Below are 20,646 nucleotides of genomic sequence, written 5' to 3'. Positions count from 1 at the left end.
CGCATTACAGAGCCTACCGTACAGCGAGCCGCGCATTTTACAGGGTCGTCGCGTTTATCGTCAAACGCCGCGAAGCACCGCCCTGAACGCGGCGTAGTCGTTGGCGAGCGGGTCGGCGTGGGCGGGCCGTTCGAGCAGGGCGGCAAGGCTGGCCGGCACAGGCACCGGCGCGCCGATCAAGGGTTCGACAACGCTGTCGAACTTGGCCGGGTGTGCGGTGGCGGCCACGGCCCAGTGTCCGCCGACGCCCTGCGTGCGCAGGCCTTCGAGCAGATGCACGGCGGTCGCGGTGTGCGGGCAGAACACTTCGCCGTATTGCCGGTGGCGTGCGCGGATCGTCGCGCGGATGGTGTCGTCATCGATCGAGGCTGAGGCGAATTCGCGGCGCAGCGCGGCGGCATCGGGATACAGCCAAGTCAGGCGCTCGAAGTTGCTCGGGGCGCCGACGTCCATCGCGTTGGCGATGGTCGCCACGCTCGGCTGCGCCGCGTAGTCGGCACCGGCGAAAAAATCGGGCAGCACTTTATTCGCGTTAGTGGCGAGCGCGATGCGGCCGATCGGCAGACCGCACGCACGCGCGAGCGCGCAGGCGACGGCGTTGCCGAGGTTGCCGGTCGGCACGACGAAATTCAGCGGTACTCCGGTCGCGCGATAGCTGCGCAAAGACGAATCGGCGTAATAGGCCATCTGCGGCAGCAGGCGGCCAAGGCTGATGCTGTTGGCCGAGCTGAGTGGCGCGGCTTGGCGCAATTCGTTGTCGCTGAGCGCCTGCTTGGCCATGCGCTGACAGTCGTCGAACGCGCCGTCGACGCGAAGTGCACGCACGTTGCCGCCGAAGCAGCCGAGCTGGTGTGCCTGACGCGGCGAGACGCGGCCGTCGGGATAGAGAATAGCGACCTTGAAGCCGGGCAGCCCGGCGAATGCCGCACCGACCGCGGCTCCGGTGTCGCCCGACGTGGCGACGACGATGGTCAGGTCGTGATTCGATTCGTGCGGAAGCCGCTGCATGCACGCGGCGAGGAAGCGCGCGCCGAAGTCCTTGAACGCCGCGGTCGGGCCGTGGAACAGTTCGAGGACGTGATCGTCCGGCGTTGCGAGCGCGTGCAGCGGTGCCGCGAAGGTAAAGGCCTGGCGGCAGATCGCCGGCAGTTCCGCGGCGAGTGCGTCGTCGGCGAAGAACGGCGCGAGCAGGCGTGCGGCGACACTTGGCAGATCTTCGCAGCCGTCGAAATCGGAGATGGCGAACGTCGGTAGCAATTGCGGCACGTACAGGCCGCCGTCCGGTGCGAGGCCAGCGGCGATCGCAGCGGACAGGTTCAGCGCGGGAGCGTTTCCGCGGGTGCTGGCGTATTTCATGCGAGGACTCGCGCTGCGGGCCCGTTGACGGGCGAAATAAAGGCTTCACTGGCGATGCCGGCTGCGGCAAAGCCGGACTGCATCGCCGGCGCGGCGGCCTCGGCCTCCGCGCGCGATTCGAACCAGGCGAAGACGGAAGGTCCGGCGCCGGAAATGCTTGCGCCCATGGCGCGATGGTCGAGCGCGGCCTGTTTGACCCGATCGAAACCCGCGATCAGCGGGGCGCGGCGCGGTTCGACGAGTACGTCGCTGAGGCCCGCGCGCACCAGACTCGCATCGCCGCGCTGGCAGCCGGCCAGGACCAGGGAGAGGTTCGCGCTTTGCGCGACGAAATCGCCGATCGCATAGGCACCCTTGAGCGCCTCGCGTGCGCGCCGCGTTTCGAGTACGGCGTCGGGATGCACGAGCACGCTGTGCCACGCGTCCGGCACGGCAATCTTGACCAGATGCTGCAGTGTGGCGAGCACGACGCCGCCGAGCAGCATCGGGCCGACGTTGTCGCCGTGGAGGCCGCCGCTCGCGACGGCTTCGCCGGCGAGTGCGTACGGGTACAACTGGTCCGCATCGAGCGGCGCGTCGAGCAGCGCGTTGGCCGCAACCAGGGCGGCGACGCACGATGCGGCCGAGCCGCCCATGCCCGAGCCGAACGGGATGCCTTTGTCGAGTTCGATCTCGAAACCGAACGGCAGGCCGAGACCTTCGCGCAGCGCGATCAGCGCGGCGCCCGCGGTGTTTTTCTCCGCATCGAGCGGCAGCGCGACCGGGGCGTTGCGGATCGCTGCGATCTGTACTTTGCCGCTTTGTATACGCCGCACGGTGGCGCGGTCGCCCGCGCCCTCGAAGCTCTGGCCGAGGATGTCGAAGCCGATACCGAGATTGCCGATGCTGGCGGGCGAAAAGGCGCTGGCTTCCATCCTCATACGCGCGCACCGAGCGAGGCGGAGACGCGCAGCAAGTCGGCGAAGACGCCGGCCGCGGTGACTTCCGGCCCCGCGCCGGGGCCCTGGATGACCATCGGATTGCTGTTGTAGCGCTTGGTCGAGAACTGCACGACGTTGTCGGTCAACTGCAGGTTGGCGAAGGTGTGCGAACTTGGCAGCTCGACGAGCCCGACGCTGGCTTTGCCGTCTTTTCCGAGTTGGGCGACGTAGCGCAGCACGCAGTTCTTCGCCTTCGCGTCGGCGTAGCGCTGTGCGATCGGCGCGTCGAGTTCCGCGAGACGCGACATGAATTCTTCGCGCCCCGCGCCCTGTAGCGATGCAGGCACAAGATTCTCGACCGCGACGTCGGCCAGCGACAGTTCGCGTCCCGCTTCGCGCGCGAGGATCACGAGCTTGCGCGCGACGTCGATGCCGGAAAGATCGTCACGCGGGTCCGGTTCGGTATAGCCGAGCTGATGCGCTTCGCGGATCAGTTCCGAGAAGGCGATGCTGCCGTCGTAACGGTTGAACAGCCACGCCAGCGTGCCGGAGAAGATGCCGGCGACCGCGGTGAGTTCGTCGCCCGTGTCGATCAGGTCGCGCAGGGTCTGGATCACCGGCAGGCCGGCGCCGACTGTGGCTTCGTAGCGGAAGCGGCCGCCGCCCTGCGCCGCGGCTGCGCGGATTGCGCGGTAGCGCTCCAGCGGTCCCGCGCCGGCCTGTTTGTTCGGCGTGATGACGTGGATGCCCGTGGCGAGCCACTGCGCATATTTCGCCGCGACCTCGTTGCTGCCGGAGCAGTCGAGGATCACCGTATGCGGCAGATGCGCCGCGATCAGATGGCGCATGAAGCCGTCGATGTCATTGCTGACGAAGTCGGCGTCGCGGTCGCGCCAGTTTGCACCGAGATCGCGCTCGTCGGCGAGCAGGTACTTGGTCGAGAGGATTGCGCGCAGGCGCAGGTCGAGGCCGGATTCGCGGCGCAGGCGCGGTGCCGCGGCGGAAATCTGGTCGAGCAGGGCGGCACCGACCTTGCCCGGTCCGATCAGGCCGACCGAGATCGTCTGCGGCGACAGCCAGAACGCGGCATGCGCGGCGCGCAGCGCGAGCGTGGCCTGGTCGTTGGCGATGGCGACGGAGATGTTGCGCTCGGATGCGCCCTGGGCGATCGCGCGGATGTTGACCCGCGAACGCGCGAGCGCGTCGAACAGGCGCGCAGCGACGCCGGGCACGCCGGCCATGCGGTCGCCGACCACGGCGAGCACGCTGATGTCGCGCGCGACTTGCACGCCGCTGATCTGGCCGCCGTGCAGCTCGCGCGCGAACGCGCCTTCGATCGCGGCGCGCGCGGTGTCGGCTTCGACGAGCTTGACCACGCAGCAGATCGAATGCTCGCTCGAACCCTGCGAAATCATCACGACCGACACGCGCGCGGCGCGCAGCGCGGCGAAGACTCTTTCCGCCGTGCCCGGCACGCCGATCATGCCGGTACCTTCGACGTTGAGCAGGGCGAGCCCGTGGGCGAGGGTCAGCCCTTTGACCGGGCCGTTTTCGTCGCCGAGCGCGTCGATGCGCGTGCCGGGCACGTCGGGCCGGAAGGTGTTGCGGATCAGGATCGGCAGGCCGCGTGCGATGGCCGGCGCCATGGTCTGCGGATGAATGACTTTGGCGCCGAAATAGGCGAGCTCGCAGGCTTCGTTGTAGCTCATCGCCGACAGAGTCACCGCTTCGGGTTCGATGCGCGGATCGGCGCTGAGCACGCCGTCGACGTCGGTCCAGATATGCAGTTCCTCCGAACCGTACAGCGCGGCGAAAATCGCGCCGGAATAGTCGCTGCCGTTGCGTCCGAGCACGGTGTCGCGGCCTTCTTCGTCGCGCGCCACGTAGCCGGTGACGATCAGGCGCGTCGACGGATGCGTCTCGCGCCATGGTGCGAGCTTGGCCTCGGTGGCTTCCCAGTTCACCGCGACGCCGAGTTCCTCGTGGCGCACGACGAGCACCTCGCGCGCATCGCACCAGGCATAGTCCGCGCCGGTCGATTGCAACAGGGCGTGCAGCAGCCACGAGGACCAGACCTCGCCGTTGCCGCTGATCGCTTCGGCCACGCCCTGGCCGGCGCCGCGCAGCACTGCGATCGCATCGAGCACCTTGGCTAGTTCGTCGAAACGCGCATTGAGCCAGTCGTGTGTCGGCGCGGGCTTCGCCGGAAACAGCTCCGCCGCGGTATCGAGATGGCGCTTGCGCAGCGCCTCGAATTTTTCGCGCCAGGGCTGGTTGGTCGCGGCGGTCTGCACGAGCGAGAGCAGGGCGTCGGTCACGCCGGACATGGCCGAGACGACGACGATCTGCGTGGTTTCCGGCCGCGCGCGCATCAGCTCGGCGACGTGGCGGATGCGTGCCGCGTCGGCCATCGAGGTGCCGCCGAACTTGTGCGCGACGTTGGTCAACGTATTAATGCGTTGTGACGCCGAAGAAACTGCGGCGGCAGGGAGAGGCGGATTTGCGAGCGTACTCATGGAACCTCCGGGGAGGGCCGGGCATTCTACCGGAGGAAGCGGCGCGATCCGCATCCTCTTCGAGGTGCGGGGCCGTTTGCTTTGGGAAACCTATCTGCGCACGACGTACCGCACCACGTGGGTAGTGGTAGTGGTCGTCATAATAATCGTCGTGGCGAACTGCATGGCCGTAGTGGAACCGATACGGCAGCGCCTGTCAACAACGCGGCGGCGGAAGGCCCAAACCATGCCCGGCGCGGGGTTATCGATCTTCGCCGGTCCGCGCAATTGCCGCCCTCCGCGGCTGCAGCGCCCGGCCGGTTCGAGTATTCTCTGCGCGCCTTCCGGGATAGAGCGAAAATGCTGAGCGAGGCGCCGCGCGACGAATTGATTCCGGCAGATTTGCCGAGCTTCGTGTCGCCTGCGATATATGCGGAGCTGAAAGTCCTGGCGCGTCTGCGCATCCGCGATTCGGGCTCGGCCCGGCTCATCGACACGACGGCCCTGGTGCACGAGTCCTGGCTCAAGCTGTCCGCGGTCGAGCACCTCAGCATGGATCATCGCGGTCAGTTCTTTGCTTATGTCGGCAAAGTGATGCGCTCGGTCATCGTCGATATCGCCAAGGCGCGCGGCCGGCAGAAGCGCGGTGGCGGTGCGGGCGACGTGACGCTCGAGCTTTCAACCGGCCCCGATGCGGCGCTGGCGACGAGCGAGCCGGTGCGCCTGGACGAAGCCTTGCGTGAACTCGAAGCCCGCGTGCCACGCCTCGGCCAAGTGGTCGAAATGCGTTACTTCGCCGGGCTGAGCGAGAACGAGATCGCCGAAGCGCTCGGCGTCAACGAACGCACGGTACGCCGCGACTGGGACAAGGCGCGCCTGCTGCTGCGCGAAATTCTGTCGGAATAACCGATCGCCGCCAGACTGGCGGTCGCGTTCCTGCGTTCGAGGCGGAATCTGGCCGTATGGCCGTCTTTCCGTCCGTTTGTCGTTTGGAGTTTTGACCCGAATAAGCGAAACGTACGACGATGACCTCTGCTTCCTGCCCGCCCGAGCTGTTGCCGGAATTGTCGCGCCTCCTCGACGAGGCGCTCGACCTCGCGCCGGCCGCGCGCGCCGCCTGGATCGGGAATCTGCCGGTCGAGTACGCCGCCGCGGTGCCATGGCTGCGGCGCATGCTGATCGAACGCGAGTCGCTCGATGACAGGTTCCTCGACGCGCCCCGCGTCGCCGCACAGGCGGACGGCGATAGCGCGACGGGGACGGTCGTCGGCCCGTACCGGCTTCTGCACCCACTCGGCCGCGGCGGCATGGGCGAAGTCTATTGCGCGGAGCGCATCGGCGGCGTCACCGGGCATAAGGTGGCGCTGAAGATCGTCAAGCGCGGCATGGATACCGACGAGATCCTGCGCCGCTTCGGCCGCGAGCGCGAGATTCTCGCCCAACTGCGGCATCCGCATATCACGCGGCTGATCGACGGCGGCGCGACCGAATCGGGCCGCGCCTGGCTGGCCATGGAAATCGTCGATGGCGTGCCGATCACCGAGTGGTGCGATGCGCGGCGGGCCACGCTGGCCCAGCGCATCGAGCTGTTCGTGACGGTATGCGGTGCCGTACAGCACGCGCATCGCAACCTCGTCGTGCATCGGGACTTGAAGCCGTCCAACATCCTCGTCGACGCGGAGGGGCAGGTGAAGCTGCTCGACTTCGGCATTGCCAAGCTGCTCGGCGACGGCGCCGAAGCGAAGACGCAGTCGCAACTCAAGTTCTTCACTCCCGATTACGCTGCGCCGGAACAGCGCGATGGCGGCCCGGTCACGACCGCTACCGACGTCTATCAGCTCGGTGCCGTGCTCTACGAATTGCTATGCGGGCAGCGTGCGAGACCGGCGCAGAATCATCACACGCTGCGCTTCGACGTCGATCCGGCGGCGTCGGCGATAGCCGCGGCGCGCCAATCGACGCCAGGTTCGCTGCGCCGCGCGCTGCGCGGCGATCTGGAGAAGATCACCCAGCAGGCGCTGGCCGCGGAGGCGTCGCGCCGCTACGAGAGCGCCGGCGCGCTGGCCGACGATCTCGTGCGCTATCTGCACGGCAGGCCGGTGCGCGCGGTCGGCGAATCGCCGCGTTATCGGATCGGCAAATTTCTGCGCCGGCATGCGCTGGCCGTCACCCTCGCCGCGGTCTGCATAGTCGGCCTCTGCGCAGCCACCGCTTTCGCCCTCATCGCGATGCGCCACGAGCGCGCGTTGCGCGTACAGGCAGAAGCGACCAAGAATTTTCTGATCGGACTGTTCAAGGCGAGCGATCCACGCGCCAATGCGGACCGCTCGCACGGCCAGATCACGGCGCGTGATTTGCTGAATCGCGCGAGCGGGGAAATCGAAAGCCGGTTCCCCGACCATCCCGAGATCAGGATTGAACTGCTCGGCATCGTTTCCGACATTTATCTGCAACTCGGCGAGACCGCATTGTTCGCGGACATGAACCGGCGCGTCGTCGAAACCGCGGAGCGTACTTTGGGGCCGTACAGCGTCGCCGCCGCCGAAGGCGCGCTGAAGACCGCCTCGCTCGCATGCCGCAGACGCGACGTGCCGGCCTGCGAAGCCGCGCTCACACGAACGCAGGATCTGTTCGATCACCTCGGCTCGAAACCGGGTTTGTTGGTGGCGGTCGAGAAGCTTCTGCAAGAGCGCCTGCTCGGCGCGCGCTTTGCCGAAGAAAAATCGAGGCGTGAACTGCTGCGGTCCGCGCTGGAACATGTGCGCGGCGCGGATCGCGACGAGCGTGGGCTTTCTCTGCTGGTCGGCGAGCTGACGTCCTACTCGAGCGATCTGCTGCTTCTCGCCGATGCGGATATCTACGCCGAAGCTGTGCGCCTGGTCCAGGACAAACCCGATCGCTATGCGGAAGAATTGCAGACGCTCTACGAACGATTGGCGGTGGCGCAGCAGTTGAGCGGAGATGCGGTGGCGTCGGAGTCGGCCTTCGAAAAATCCGACGAGGTGTCCAGGCGCTGGGGCGCCGGCAATGCCGGCGCCGGCTCGATGCGCGCCAATAACGCGGGGCTCATCTTCGATATGGGCGCGCGTGCGCAGGCCATCGATTTGTTCGAGCGCGCGATGAAGCGGCTGCCGCCCGGCGACGCCGACGAAACGACGGTGTCCGCACGCGAACTCTACGGCAAATCCTTGGCCGCGGAAGGACGTCCGGACCTGGCTTTGGCCTGGATCGAGCCGGCCGTCGCCTACTGGGAGAAGAAACCCGAGCACAAGGCCGACTTGCGCCGCGCGCAAGCGCGCCTCGCCGACGCGTACGACCGGCTCGGCCGGTTCGAGCAGGCGCGAACCTTGTTTCAAACCGCGCTTGCGGAAAGCACCGAGACGACGCCGAGCGAAATGATGATGATGCTGACCGCGCGCGAGCGCTATGCGCGCTTTCTGCTCGATCGCGGCGACGCGGCCGAGGCGGAAATTCAACTCGCCAAGGTCCTGCAGTTCTACAAGAGTCCGGGACACGGCGGCTCCGAGCGCAACGCCGCCGCACACGGAGGCATGGCGCGTCTCGCTCTGATGCATAGAGATGTGCCGGCGGCACTGAGCGAAAGCGCCAGCGCGCTCGATCTGTGGAAGGGACGCACGGCTTTTTTCGACATCCGCCGCGAGCCTTATCTGCAGAGAATCCGTGCCGATGCGCTCGCCGCCGCAGGCGACTTCGACGAGGCGCAGCAGTGGGAGGATCGCGCGTGGCAGGCGAGCACGGTCTACGATGCGGAGGGAAGCCCCTCGCGTGAGCACCGCGATATGCGCCGGAGTCAGACGGCGCTGCGCTAGCAAGCCGGATCGTTCATCGCGCGGGCAGGCCCGTGAGCCTGCCCGCGTGACGATCTGCTACACACCGCGTGGACGGCGCTTTCTCGCCGCCTGCCAGGCCGTGCCGACGAGGCCGCCGAGCAACAGCAGGCGACCGAGCAGGCCGAGGCCTGGCGCGGGAATCGGCCCACCTTGGCTGACGGCGAGGAACCAGTTGATGAGATTGCCGCCGTCCACCGAGGAATACGACGCGGGCGAGCCCGGCGCAATCGACGCCGCGGTTGCCGCATTGTCGCGCGCCGCGACATAGGCGATGGTCTGCGCCGCGCCCGTAGCGACGGCGAGATTCGCGCGCTGGCCCGGCGCCGTGCTCTGCACCTGCAGCAGATTGCCCGCGCTGCCGGTGAGGCTCAGCGCGCCGGCCACGCTCTGTGTCGTGTTCGCCGGCAGTTGCAGCTGTTTTCCGGTACTGGTGCTGGCCGCGAAGCGAAAGAAATTCGTCGCTCCAGAAAGTTGACTGGTGCCGCTGCCGCACGCATCGACGATGCCGACTGCGCCGCCGCCGGCATTGAATGCGCCGCCGTTGACGAAGTTGCCGCCGAGGGTGATCTGACCGTTGCCCGCGCTGAAACCGCCACCCGGCGCGACGCTGAAATTGCGCAGGCCGGTCAGCGAGCCTGCCGCAGCGCCGGCTTGCCCGGCGATGGACAGGTCCGAGCAGCCGAAGTTGATCGTGGCGTCGCCGAACTGCACGGCCGAGCCCGCGCCGATACTGATCTGGGCGAAGGCGGGCACCGCAAGCGAGCAGGCGAGGAGGGCGGAACCGCGGAGAAGGCTGCGCATGGCGGTTCTCAGTGTGCCCAGACCAGCATCTGGATGCTGCCGTCGGCGGCGTCGAAGTTCTCCAGCGCCTTGCCGATCACCGCGCCGGTGCGCTCGAAATCGCCGCCGCGCATGGCGTGTCCGGGTGTCGACGAAGCGACGAGCAGGTCGCCGATATGGATGGCGCCGTTGGCATTGGTCACCTTGACCGGCACGCGCCCTGCGAGTGCGAGCGCCGGGCCGTGGCCCGCGGCAACGGCGCCGGTCTTCGCATTCATGGTCACGCCCGGGTCGGTCGAGATCACGCCGGCGACGAGCGCCGAATGCGCTGCGCTGGAAAGACGGAAACTATTGGAGTGGTCCGGGTCGATTTCGACGACGTCGCCGGGCTGCGGCTCGGTGCCTTCGACGGGAATGAACTCGGCGAGGTCGGCGCCTCCGGTCTGTGTGCCGCCGTTGAAGAAACCGCGGCCGGTGCGGTCGATGCGCGCCTTGTTGAAACCGCCGGTCTGGAAGATGGCCAAATCGCCCGAGGTGCCTTCGTGATCCACGACCATGACGGTGCCCAGATCGTTGCTGATGGCCTGCAAGGTGATGCCGAAGCCGGTCTTGTCGGTGTGCTCGAAATAGCCGGCGTAGCCGCCGGTGCCCGAAGCGACTCCGTACACGCCGGCGGCGCCGTTGTTGCCGAAGATCGTGTTGACTTCGCCGCGCACGCCGGCGCCCACGCTGGTGGTGTTGTTGACGAAGAAATTGCCGGCATTGCCCTGGCTGTGGTCGGCGATGACGCCCGGCCCGCTGGTGACCACGTTGACGATATTCGAGGTATTGGCATTGTTGGTGGCGTAGACGTTCAAACCGGTTCCCGTGCCGGCCTGGGCGATCTCGACGGTGGACTGCGCGTTGGCGGTGGCGGTGGTCTCGAAATGGGCTGTCACGCCGAGGCCTGCGTTGGTGGTGAACAGCGCGAGTCCGAAACCCGATGCATTGCTGTGCTCGAAATAGCCGCCGTAGCCGCCGGTGCCGGACGCGGTACCGTAGACGCCGGCCGTGCCGTTGTTGCCGAAAATGCTGTTGACCTCGCCGCGCACGCCGGCACCGACCCCGTTGGTGTTGTTGACGAAGAAATTGCCCGCATTGCCCTGGGTGTGGTCGGCGATAACGCCGGGGCCGTTCGTGGTGACTTGCAGCGTATTGGCGGTGTTTGCGTTGTTCGTATTGGTCAGTTGCGCCACGCTGCCGAGGCCGGCGGTCACCGCGTAGATCGTGGCCTGGGCATTCGTGGGCAGCACGGTCTCGAAGCGTGCTGCCATGCCGAGACCGGCTTGCAGCACTTCGAGCGCGAGTCCGAAACCCGATGCATTGCTGTGCTCGAAGTAGCCGCCGTAACCGCCGGTGCCGGAAGCGACGCCGTAGACGCCGGCCGTGCCGTTGTTGCCGAAGATGCTGTTGACCTCTCCGCGTACGCCCGCACCGACACCATTGGTATTGTTGACGAAGAAATTACCGGCGTTGCCCTGGGTGTGATCGGCGATGACGCCGGGCCCGTTGGTCACGACCTCCAAAGTATTCGACGTGTTGGAGGCATTGATGTTTTCGAAGCGTCCCGCGCGCCCGGTGCTCGAAGCCGCGCCGACCTGGCCGAATACGGCGATGCCGTTGCCGCTCGTGTCGGTGTCGACGAGGCCCTGCACGCCGTAGCCGGGCCCGGTATTGCGCCCGATCACGCCGGCCGTATTCGCCAGCGCAGCGATGCCGCGCACGCCGAAGGCGCCGCTGCTCGATCCGACGATGGCGTCTCCGCTGCCGGAGTTGGTCAGGGAGAACAAGGCGCCGGCCGCCGATTGCACGGCGGAATACGGCAGGGTGAAGGAGCCGCCGCCGCCCGGCGGGCCGGCAGGGCCGGTCGGACCGGTGGCGCCGGCCGGGCCAGCGGGGCCGGTTGCGCCTGCGGGACCGGCGGGGCCGGTAGGACCGACGCCCATAGCACCGGGCGCGCACGGGCCGATCACACCGCCGGCTCCCGAGCAAACCGGCGTGTTCTGCTGCGGGCCGCCGGCGAGCACCGGAATCCAGACTTGACCGCTCTCGCTGACGCGCACGCGGTCGAGGGTATTGCTCGAATCCTTGACGACGAAGGCACTGCCGCTGCTCGGCGTGACCACGACGTCGGCGGCAAAGACAGAAGATCCCGCCGTGGCTGCGGCGAGCGGCACGAAGACGCGCAAGGCCGCGGGAAAAAGCGCCGCGGCGATAGCGGAGCGGGTCGGTTTTGCAATCGAACTACGAAGGCACGAAACGCGCACAAATCTCTCCTGTCTGGAAAATCTGTGCAGGCCAACGACATTGCACGGCGAAAACGGACATGCCGTTTTCGCGTGCCGCAATGGAAGTTTTGATCAAACTCGCCGCGGTACGCCGGGCGGTAAAAAGCGTTCTAAGGACACAGAGCCTGCAGCCGCTCGAATAGCAGCGGCTTGCGCCAGCCTTCGAGCGCTGCGGGCCACGCGCGATCGGTGATGAAGGCTTCGAGATGGCGGCGAGGGCAGAGCAGGCCTTCGGGCAGGTCGAGTTCCTGCGCGACCGCAGCGACCGCGTCTTTCATCGCGGCGACTGCGCGCTTCTCGTTGCTGTTCATCGGCGGCGGCACGGCCACGGTCGCATCGTCGTCCGCATCGGCCGGCGCCTGCAGGCGTTCGAGCACTTCCGTGCGCTGCGCGCTGCGCAACGCACGCAGGCCCTTGGTGCGCTCGAACAGCGCGTTGGCGTCGAGCGGCGGGCGCTGGGCGAGGTCGAGCGCGTGCGCGTCATCGAGCAGCCACGAACGCGGCTTGTCGTAGCGGCGCGCGGCGGATTCGCGCCAGCGCAGCAGGCGGCGCAGCAGGATCTGGTTTTCGCGCGGCCATTCGGCGGCGCTGCGAAACGCGCGCTGCGGCTGCGAGTCGGGTGCGGCGGTGCGCACGCGTTCGATCATGCGCCGGCAGTCTTCGGCGAGCCACGCGCTGCGACCGAGCGATTCGAGCGTGTCGGCAAGACGCGCGTGGATCTGCGGCAGCCAGACGACGTCCTGCGCGGCGTAGTCGAGCTGCGCGGCGCTCAGCGGGCGCTGCAGCCAGTCCGAACGCGTTTCCGATTTCGGCAACTCGACGCCGAACAGATGGGCGACGAGCTTCTGGTAAGACAGGCCGAAACCGAGGCCGGCCATCGCCGCGGCGATTTGGGTGTCGAACAGCACGGCGGGGCCTGCGGGCACGATGCCGGCCAGGGCTTCGAGATCTTCGCTTGCGCTGTGCATCACGCAAACATGCGACGGATCGGCGAGGCTCGCGGCGAGCGCGGCATGCTCGCCGAGCTGCGGCGAATCGAGCAGCGCGACCTCGTCGCCGATCTTCACCTGCACCAGGGCGAGGATCGGCGCGAACGTGCTCACGCGCATGAATTCAGTGTCGAGCGCGACCACGGTGGCGGCCGCGTGCTTGCCCATCCATGCGCCGAGTGCGGCGGTACTGTCGATCCACTGGTGCATGGGGAAACCTTGTTTTTGAGGGCGCGAGCCGAACCGGGGCGTGAATGGGCTTGTACCGCGGGTACTTGCCCGGTTGCGGTCGAAGGGCGCATAGCCTAAGGTTCGGACGCAAGAATGTCAGCCGATTTTTCCAGTCGAACCCGCAATGCCCGGTAGTGACGTCGTCAATAAGCAGACCACGCTCGGCGGTGCCGCGGGAATCGCCTTGCTGTTGTTCGCGCTGCTCTACCGCTTCTTTCCGGGCCTGCCGCAGTCGGGATCGCCGCTGTCGCCGAGCGTAGACGACTACAAGGCCGGCCTGCCAAATTTGACCGCGCAGGCGCAGAAAGGCGGCGAAAGCGCCAAGGTCGCGCCGTCCGCGCGCGAAGAAGCGGTGCAGTGGGGGCCGCCGGTCAGCCTTGCGCCGCCACCGCCGCCGCCGCCGAAAGCGATCGCCGCGCTGTTGAAGAAGGCCGACGACGCGCTGGCCAAGGGCCGGCTGCTCGAGCCGAAGGACGGCGCGCTGGCCTTCTATCGCCAGGTGCTCGATACCGACAAGCGCAGCGCGGCGGCGAAGGCCGGCGTCGAGAAAGTGCGCGATGCGATCCTGCAGCGCACCGATGAGGCGCTCGATCGCGGCGATGAAGACGAATCCGCGCGCCTGATCGCCGTGCTCAGCGACCAGGCGCTCGACGACGAGCATATCGATGAGTTGCAGTCGCGGCTGAAAAAATTGCGCCAGACCACGCCGCTGTTGACGCGTGCCGCGGAGACCTTGCATCGCGAGGCCAAGGACGATGCCGAGGCAGCGAAGAATCGCAACGAGGCGCTTGCCGTGTACCGGCAGGTCATGAAGATCGATGCGGACAACAAGCTCGCCGACCAGGGTCTCGCCCAGATCGAGCGCACTTATCTCGACCGTGCGCTCGCCGCCTCCGCCCAGGACGACTACGCGGGCGCCGAGGAGGCATTGCGCGGCGCCTCTTCGATCCGGCCGGGCTCGCAGCAGTTGCTCGACACGCGCAGCCAGATCCAGGGCATCCGCGAGCAGCGTGCGACGGCGGTCATGGCCCAGGCCAATTCCGCGCTCGACGCGGGCAATGCCGATCTCGCTCAGTTGCTCGCCCAGCGCGCGCTCGGCCTCAGTCCCGACGTCGGCGGCGTCGATGCGTTCAACGAGCGCCTGCGCAATGCGCGGCTGTACGCGAGCTACAAGCCGGGGCAGGTGATTGCCGACGCATTCGTCGACCGCAACGGCAAAGCGCCGCAGCTCGTGATCATGCCGATTGGCAGTTTCACGATGGGCTCGCCGGCGCAGGAAACCGGCCATCGCAGCACCGAGGAGCCGCAGCACGAAGTGAAGATCGCGCTCGGCTTCGCCCTCGGCCAGGACGAAGTCAGCGTCGCCGAGTTCCGCGCCTTCGTCGACGACACGAAGTATCAGACCGATGCGGAGAAGCTCGGCTCGTCGACGGTCTACGACGAAGACTCCGGACGCACCATCGACCGCCGCGGCATCACCTGGCGCAACGACTACAGCGGCGCCGGCGCGGCCGACAATCTGCCGGTCATCCACGTTTCCTGGAACGACGCAAAGGCCTATGCGCAGTGGCTGTCGGCGCGCACCGGCAAGCGCTACCGCCTGCCGAGCGAGGCCGAGTACGAGTACGCGCTGCGTGCCGGCACGACGACGCGCTACTGGTGGGGCGACGGAAATCCGACGTCGAAGATCGCGAACCTGACCGGCGACGGCGACAAGTCGCCGACGCAGCGGCGTTGGACGAACGCGTTTCCGAAGTACAGCGACGGCTACTGGGGACCGGCGCCGATCGGCAAGTTTCCGCCGAACCCGTTCGGCCTGCGCGACATCGACGGCAACGTCGCCGACTGGGTCGAGGACTGCTGGCACGACAACTATCTGCGCGCGCCCGCCGACGGCCGCGCCTGGGTCAATCCGGGTTGCGAACGGCGCGTCGTGCGCGGCGCTTCCTGGGGCAGTGCGCCGGATCAGGCGCGCTCGGCGTTCCGTACCAGTCTCGCCGCCGACGCGCGCAACGCGCAGGTTGGCATCCGCGTCGCGCGCGATCTGTAGCGTTTTTGCGACGTCGTATACATTTTGCTTTTTGCAATACCGCGGAATGCCGCCCAGCGTATGATGCAAGTGCATCGCTAGGTGCATCCACCTTGTAGCGCTGCCGGTCGTCTCCGTCAGCGACGAGGATTTTTTGCGTTGGCATCGATTTGCCGGCGCCTGCTCGGTGAGAAATTCGGAGTCGCCCGCCGGGCTGTCCATTTCTGATTCCGAGGAGAAGTTTATGAATATTCGTTTTGAGCGTTCCGGCCCGATCGATCGGTTGAGCAGCTATCCGTCGTGGGCGCAGGACATGGTCGGCGCATGCGAAGGCGCCAAGCGCGAGGTCGTGCGTCACGAGTTGTTTGCGATGATGCGCGAGACGCGGCTCAGCATTGAGTCCACCACGAACTTCATGGTGGGCATCTGGCCGGTGATCGAGCGCTTCCCGGGCTACATGGCGGCGAGCCTGATGAAGACCCGCTACGGGCGCAGCGAAGGGGACAACATGGCCCGGCGCTGGCTCGTGCGCAATATCCGCGTCGAGCAGAACCACGCGGAATATTGGCTCGACTGGGCCGAGGGTGCCGGCGTGGCACGCGAAAAGGTGCTCAACGACTGGGTGCCGGCCGATGCGATGGCGCTGGCCAACTGGTGCGAGGAGGTCAGCACGCACGACACGCTGGCCGCCGGCATCGCCGCGACGAACTACGCGGTCGAAGGCGCGACGGGAGAGTGGTCGCAGCTCGTCTACGACAGCGAAACCTATCGGCGCAGTATGCCGAACACGCCGAGCCTGCGCTGGCTCAAGCTGCACGCGGCCTACGACGATGAGCATCCGTGGGAAGCGCTGGAAATCGTCTGCACCCTGATCGGCACCAACCCGGTGACGCATCAGGTAGGGCATCTGCGGGAGTGCATCCGCAGGAGCTATGCGGGCATGCGCATCCTCGCCGACCGCTGCATCGCGGCCTCGCGGTTCGTCGTCGACGTTCCGAGCGAAGCTGCGGCATAGCAGACATTTCTCTGCATAGTATCGGCGTATTATGCCGGCCATGCAGGGTAGACGGGTGGCATCCGAGCGAGCGTTGACCCAGAGACTCATGCCGTTGGCGTGGGGGCTGGTCGGGCTCGTCGGTCTGCTGCTGGTTCTGATGTGGGGGGCGCTGCAAGTGCAACTTGCGCTTGCGGCGTTTCTCAACGGCGAGAGCATCTGGTCGAAGGCGCAGAAGCAGATCGTCGTCGATCTGCAGGCCTACGCCGTCCACGGCGATGCCGATTCCCTGGCGAACTTCGACCGCAATTTCGCCTTGCTCGGCTACGATCGTTTCGCCCGCGACGAGTCGGTCAAACCGGACTACGACCGCGCGGCGGTCGTGGAAGCGCTGCATCACGACAACGCCATGCGCGAGGCGATACCGGTCGTCATCTTCATTTTTCGCTATCTGCCGAATGCGCCGTTCGTCAGCGGCGCGCTGGCGGCCTGGCGTTCGACCGACGAGGCGATCGGCGAACTCGGTGCGATCGCCGCAGAATTGCGCCGCGACCGCCATTCGCCGTCGTGGAACGACGCGCGTCTCGCGCGCGAGATCGGGCGCATTTCGGTGCTCAACGGGTATATCCAGCCGCGCGCCGAGCTGTTCTCGAGCACGATCGCCGACGGCACCATCTGGATCGCGCGTCTGCTGTTCTGCGGCGTGTTCGCGGTGGCGAGCATTGCCTCGCTGATCTGGCTGCGTACCGCGCGGCGCACCGTGGCCAAGATCCGCGGCACGGAGGAGCGCTATCGCGTTCTGTTCGACAGCGCGCCCGACGCGATCGTCATGGTCGATGAGAACAGCGGCCTCGTTCTCGATGCGAACCTCACCGCGGCGACCTGGGTCGGAGAGGACTCGGAGACGCTCGTCGGTCGGCGCTATTCCGATCTGGTCGAGGGCGTGGAGTCGCGCGAAGCCGGCGCCACCGACGAGCTGCGTACGGCGGACGGTTCGATGCGGCCTGTCGAGACTCAGTGGAGCGTGGCGGACTGGGGTGAAAAGCGCGTGCGCCAAGCGATCATCCGCGATATTTCCGAACGCGTGGCGCTGGAACAGGAGCGCCGCATTGCCGCCGAAGCGCTCGGCGCGGTCGCCGAAGGCGTGATCATTGCCGACTCGAACCGACGCGTGATCGCGGTCAATTCCGCGCATACCGCGCTGACCGGCTTCACCGCCGGGGAACTTACCGGGCGGCGCATCGACGATATGCGCGTGCTGCCGCACGGCGGCCTGCTGCCGCCGTCGATCTGGGTGCAGATCGCGGCGACGGGCACCTGGCTGGGCGAGGTACGCGCGCGGCGTCGTGACGGCAGCATGTACGACGAGCGTCTCAGCGTTAGCGTGATCCGCGATGCGCACGGGCGCGTACAGCGCTACGTCGCGGTGATCGCCGACATCACCGCGTCGAAGTCCGACCGGCTGCAGCTCGAATACCTGGCGCGGCACGATCCGCTGACCGGCCTGGCCAACCGCGTGCAGTTCGAGGAGCACTGCACGCGCGCGATTGCCGCAGCCGAGCAGGCACGCGAGGCGGTGGCGATGCTGTTCATCGACCTCGATGCGTTCAAGATCGTCAACGACAGTTTCAGCCACGCGGTCGGCGACCGCCTGCTCGCGGTGGCCGCGGCGCGCATCGCCAAGCAGCTTTCTCCGCTCGATGTCGCCGGGCGCATCGGCGGCGACGAATTCACCGTGCTGATGACCGGCCTCGGCCTGCGCGAAGACGCGATGGGTCTGGCCAATCGTCTGCTCGCGGCGTTGTCCGAGCCCTACCGCATCGACGATCACGAGATCGCGATCAGCGCGAGCATCGGCATCGCCGGTTATCCGCTCGATGCGGTCGACGCGCCGACCATGATCGCCAACGCGGACGCGGCGATGTACGCGGCGAAGGTCGAAGAACGCAACTGTGTGCGCTTCTACACACCGATCATGCACGCGAAGGCGCGCTCGCGCCTGCAAATGGCTGCGGAACTGCGCCAAGCGCTCGCACGCGACGAACTGCGCATCTACTTCCAGCCGAGCGTGGAACTGCGCAGCGGGCGCATCGTCGCGGTCGAGGCGCTGCTGCGCTGGCAGCATCCGCTGCGCGGCATGATCGCGCCGTCCGAGTTCGTGCCGATCGCGGAGAATCTCGGCGTGGTGCGCCAGATCGACCAGTGGGTCATGCATACGGTGCTGAACAAACTGGTCGAATGGGAACGCATGGGCATGCCGCCGATCCGCGTGGCCTTGAACGTGTCGGCCAACTGGTTCGGCCATCAGGCCTTCGTCGAGTCGCTGAGCCGCGCGCTGACGGAAACGGGCGTGGCGCCGTCGCGCATCGTGCTCGAAATCACCGAGAGTTCGGTTCTGCGTCTCGGCGAGGATACCGACCGGATCATGCACCGCCTGCACGAAATCGGCGTCAGCGTCGCCATCGACGATTTCGGCACGGGCTATTCCTCACTGGTCTATCTCAAACTGCCCGCGATCACCTGGCTCAAGATCGACCGCCTCTTCGTCACCGGTCTGCCGAGCAACGCGAACGACGCGGCGATCATCCAGGCGATGCTCGCGATCGGCAAGAGTCTCGGCCTGCGCACGATCGCCGAAGGTATCGAGACCGAAGCACAGCACGATTTCCTGCTGCGCGCGGGTTGTATGGAAGGGCAGGGATTCCTCTACGCGCAGCCGCTCGAGGCGACCGAGATCGAGCGGTTGCTGATGCCGAACGCCGCGAAGCGGATCAAGACGCGGTTGCAGCTGGTGTCGCCGGACCGCTCCTGAAACGCGGCGTTCGCGCGTGCACGCCAGCGGCGCGCACGGCTCCCGATTTAAAGAGGATTTCCGCCGCCAGCCGAGGCAAGCGGCGAAGGATGCCTTAGGCCGCAGCCTTGGGCGCAGCCGGTGGGTCGCGCAGTTCGCGGCGCAGGATCTTGCCGACGTTGGTCTTCGGCAGCGACTCGCGGAATTCGATCACCTTCGGCAGCTTGTAGCCGGTCAAATTGTGCCGGCAGTATTCCTTGACGATTTCCGCAGTGAGGTTCGGGTCTTTCTTGACGATGACGACCTTGACCGCCTCGCCCGACTTCTCGTCGGGAATGCCGATCGCCGCGCATTCGAGCACGCCGGGGCAGGCGGCGACGACGTCTTCGATCTCGTTCGGATACACATTGAAGCCCGAGACGAGGATCATGTCCTTCTTGCGGTCGACAATGTAGAAGTAGCCGTTCGCATCCATCTTGGCGATGTCGCCGGTGTGCAGCCAGCCGTCGGGCGTGATCACCTTTGCGGTCTCTTCCGGACGCTGCCAGTAGCCGCGCATGACCTGCGGGCCCTTGATGCAGAGTTCGCCGACTTCGCCGACGCCGAGCAGCTTGCCGTCGTCGTTCTGGATGCACGCCTGCGTCGACGGAATCGGCATGCCGATCGAGCCGTTGTACTCGGCGAGATCGAGCGGATTGATGCAGGCCGCCGGCGCGGTTTCAGTCAGGCCATAGGCCTCGACCAGGGTGCACTGGGTCGCCTTCTTCCAGCGGTCGGCGACGGTGCGCTGCACGGCCATGCCGCCACCGAGGGTCAGGCGCATGTTGGAGAAATCGAGGCGGTCGAATCCCGGCGTATTGAGCAGGCCGTTGAACAGCGTGTTGACGCCGGTGATCACGCTGAACTTGACCTTGGAGAGTTCCTTGACGAAGCCGGGCATGTCGCGCGGATTGGTGATCAGCACGCTGACGCCGCCGATCAGGGTGAAAACCAGGCAGTTCGCGGTCAGGGCGAAGATGTGGTACAGCGGAATCGCGGTGATGACGACTTCCTGGGCTTCGCGCAGATTGGTGCCGAGCCAGGAGGACGCCTGCAGCATGTTGGCGACCATGTTCTTGTGGGTCAGCATCGCGCCCTTGGCGACGCCCGTCGTACCGCCGGTGTACTGCAGGAAGGCGATGTCTTCGTGGCCGACCTCGATCTTCGGCAGCGTGCCCATGCCGCCGAGCGTGAGTGCGTCGTTGAAGCGCACTTCGTGGTCGATGCGGTACTTCGGCACCATCTTCTTGACGTGGCGCACGACGAGATTGGTGATCAGCGATTTCGGGAAGCCGAGCATGTCGCCGATCGCGGTGGTGACGACGTGCTTGAGCGAAGGCGCCTGCGGCAGCACTTCGGCCAGGGTCGCGGCGAAATTGTCGAGCACGACGATGGCGCTCGCGCCCGAGTCGTTCAACTGGTGCTTCAGCTCGCGCGCGGTATAGAGCGGATTGACGTTCACCACGGTAAGGCCGGCGCGCAGGATGCCGAATGCGGCGATCGGATACTGCAGCACGTTCGGCAGCATGATGGCGACGCGCTCGCCTTTCTTGAGCTTGAGGTCGTTGACCAGGTAGGACGCGAACTGCAGGCTCAGCTTGTCGACTTCGTCGTAGCTCAGCGCCTTGCCCATATTCATATAGGCCGGCTTGTGGCGGTATTTCTCGCAGGAGGCTTCGAGCACTTCGGGGATCGACTGATACTTGTTCACGTCGATCTGCGCGGGGATTCCGGCCGGATAGTGCGCCAGCCAAGGACTGTCGTTGCTCGTCGTCATTTTCCCTCCTGCTTCTAGTGGCTGTGTGTCCGCGTACCCCACGCAAACACTCGTTTGAGCCGATTTG

12 protein-coding genes are annotated in these 20,646 nt (G+C 66.6%); 5 read left to right on the top strand and 7 right to left on the bottom strand.

Annotated features, from left to right (window positions below; translation table 11 throughout):
- Positions 1 to 60: 60 nt before the first annotated feature.
- Genes thrC through thrA form a run of 3 tightly spaced genes read right to left on the bottom strand, consistent with a single transcriptional unit; the run spans position 61 to position 4,792 of the window.
- The gene (gene thrC, locus FFS30_RS09625; protein ID WP_137912926.1) at positions 61 to 1,356 is read right to left on the bottom strand and encodes a threonine synthase; all 1,296 of its coding nucleotides are present in this window, start codon (positions 1,354 to 1,356) and stop codon (positions 61 to 63) included.
- Positions 1,353 to 2,270: a homoserine kinase gene (locus FFS30_RS09620; protein WP_137912925.1), complete on the bottom strand. Its 918-nt coding sequence runs from the start codon at positions 2,268 to 2,270 to the stop codon at positions 1,353 to 1,355. Before FFS30_RS09620 ends, thrC begins: the two co-directional genes overlap by 4 nt.
- Positions 2,271 to 2,272: 2 nt before the next feature.
- The gene (gene thrA / locus FFS30_RS09615; protein WP_171014542.1) at positions 2,273 to 4,792 is read right to left on the bottom strand and encodes a bifunctional aspartate kinase/homoserine dehydrogenase I; all 2,520 of its coding nucleotides are present in this window, start codon (positions 4,790 to 4,792) and stop codon (positions 2,273 to 2,275) included.
- 339 nt (positions 4,793 to 5,131) lie between these two features.
- Here thrA and FFS30_RS09610 point away from each other — a divergent pair, with 339 nt between their 5' ends.
- Together FFS30_RS09610 and FFS30_RS09605 are read left to right on the top strand one after the other, a co-directional pair.
- Entirely contained in the window at positions 5,132 to 5,677 is a 546-nt protein-coding gene (locus FFS30_RS09610; RefSeq protein WP_137912924.1) for an ECF-type sigma factor, read from the top strand.
- A 119-nt stretch (positions 5,678 to 5,796) separates the two neighbouring features.
- Entirely contained in the window at positions 5,797 to 8,601 is a 2,805-nt protein-coding gene (locus FFS30_RS09605; protein ID WP_137912923.1) for a serine/threonine-protein kinase, read from the top strand.
- 57 nt (positions 8,602 to 8,658) lie between these two features.
- Here FFS30_RS09605 and FFS30_RS09600 read toward each other — a convergent pair whose 3' ends face one another.
- The 3 genes from FFS30_RS09600 to FFS30_RS09585 form a co-directional block, all read right to left on the bottom strand.
- Positions 8,659 to 9,423: a hypothetical protein gene (locus FFS30_RS09600; protein WP_137912922.1), complete on the bottom strand. Its 765-nt coding sequence runs from the start codon at positions 9,421 to 9,423 to the stop codon at positions 8,659 to 8,661.
- 8 nt (positions 9,424 to 9,431) lie between these two features.
- Entirely contained in the window at positions 9,432 to 11,708 is a 2,277-nt protein-coding gene (locus FFS30_RS09595) for a hypothetical protein (RefSeq protein WP_171014541.1), read from the bottom strand.
- 131 nt (positions 11,709 to 11,839) lie between these two features.
- Positions 11,840 to 12,928: a ribonuclease D gene (locus FFS30_RS09585; protein ID WP_137912919.1), complete on the bottom strand. Its 1,089-nt coding sequence runs from the start codon at positions 12,926 to 12,928 to the stop codon at positions 11,840 to 11,842.
- Between the two features lie 145 nt (positions 12,929 to 13,073).
- Between FFS30_RS09585 and FFS30_RS09580 the strand changes: the two genes are divergently transcribed.
- From FFS30_RS09580 to FFS30_RS09570, 3 genes are all read left to right on the top strand, one after another.
- Positions 13,074 to 14,999, top strand: a complete 1,926-nt coding sequence (locus FFS30_RS09580) for a formylglycine-generating enzyme family protein (RefSeq protein ID WP_137912918.1) — start codon at positions 13,074 to 13,076, stop codon at positions 14,997 to 14,999.
- Between the two features lie 223 nt (positions 15,000 to 15,222).
- Positions 15,223 to 15,993: an iron-containing redox enzyme family protein gene (locus FFS30_RS09575; RefSeq protein WP_137912917.1), complete on the top strand. Its 771-nt coding sequence runs from the start codon at positions 15,223 to 15,225 to the stop codon at positions 15,991 to 15,993.
- 55 nt (positions 15,994 to 16,048) lie between these two features.
- Complete coding sequence (locus tag FFS30_RS09570) at positions 16,049 to 18,784, top strand: EAL domain-containing protein (protein WP_343182325.1); 2,736 nt, start codon at positions 16,049 to 16,051, stop codon at positions 18,782 to 18,784.
- Between the two features lie 94 nt (positions 18,785 to 18,878).
- On the opposite strand, the gene FFS30_RS09565 is transcribed toward FFS30_RS09570, so the two are convergent.
- Complete coding sequence (locus FFS30_RS09565) at positions 18,879 to 20,579, bottom strand: AMP-binding protein (protein WP_137912916.1); 1,701 nt, start codon at positions 20,577 to 20,579, stop codon at positions 18,879 to 18,881.
- Positions 20,580 to 20,646: the final 67 nt, after the last annotated feature.

Source organism: Rudaea sp. 3F27F6 (assembly GCF_005503555.1).
Lineage (GTDB): Bacteria > Pseudomonadota > Gammaproteobacteria > Xanthomonadales > Rhodanobacteraceae > Rudaea.
The sequence above is the reverse complement of the archived record's forward strand: the minus strand, read 5'-3'. Positions and strand labels throughout refer to the sequence as shown.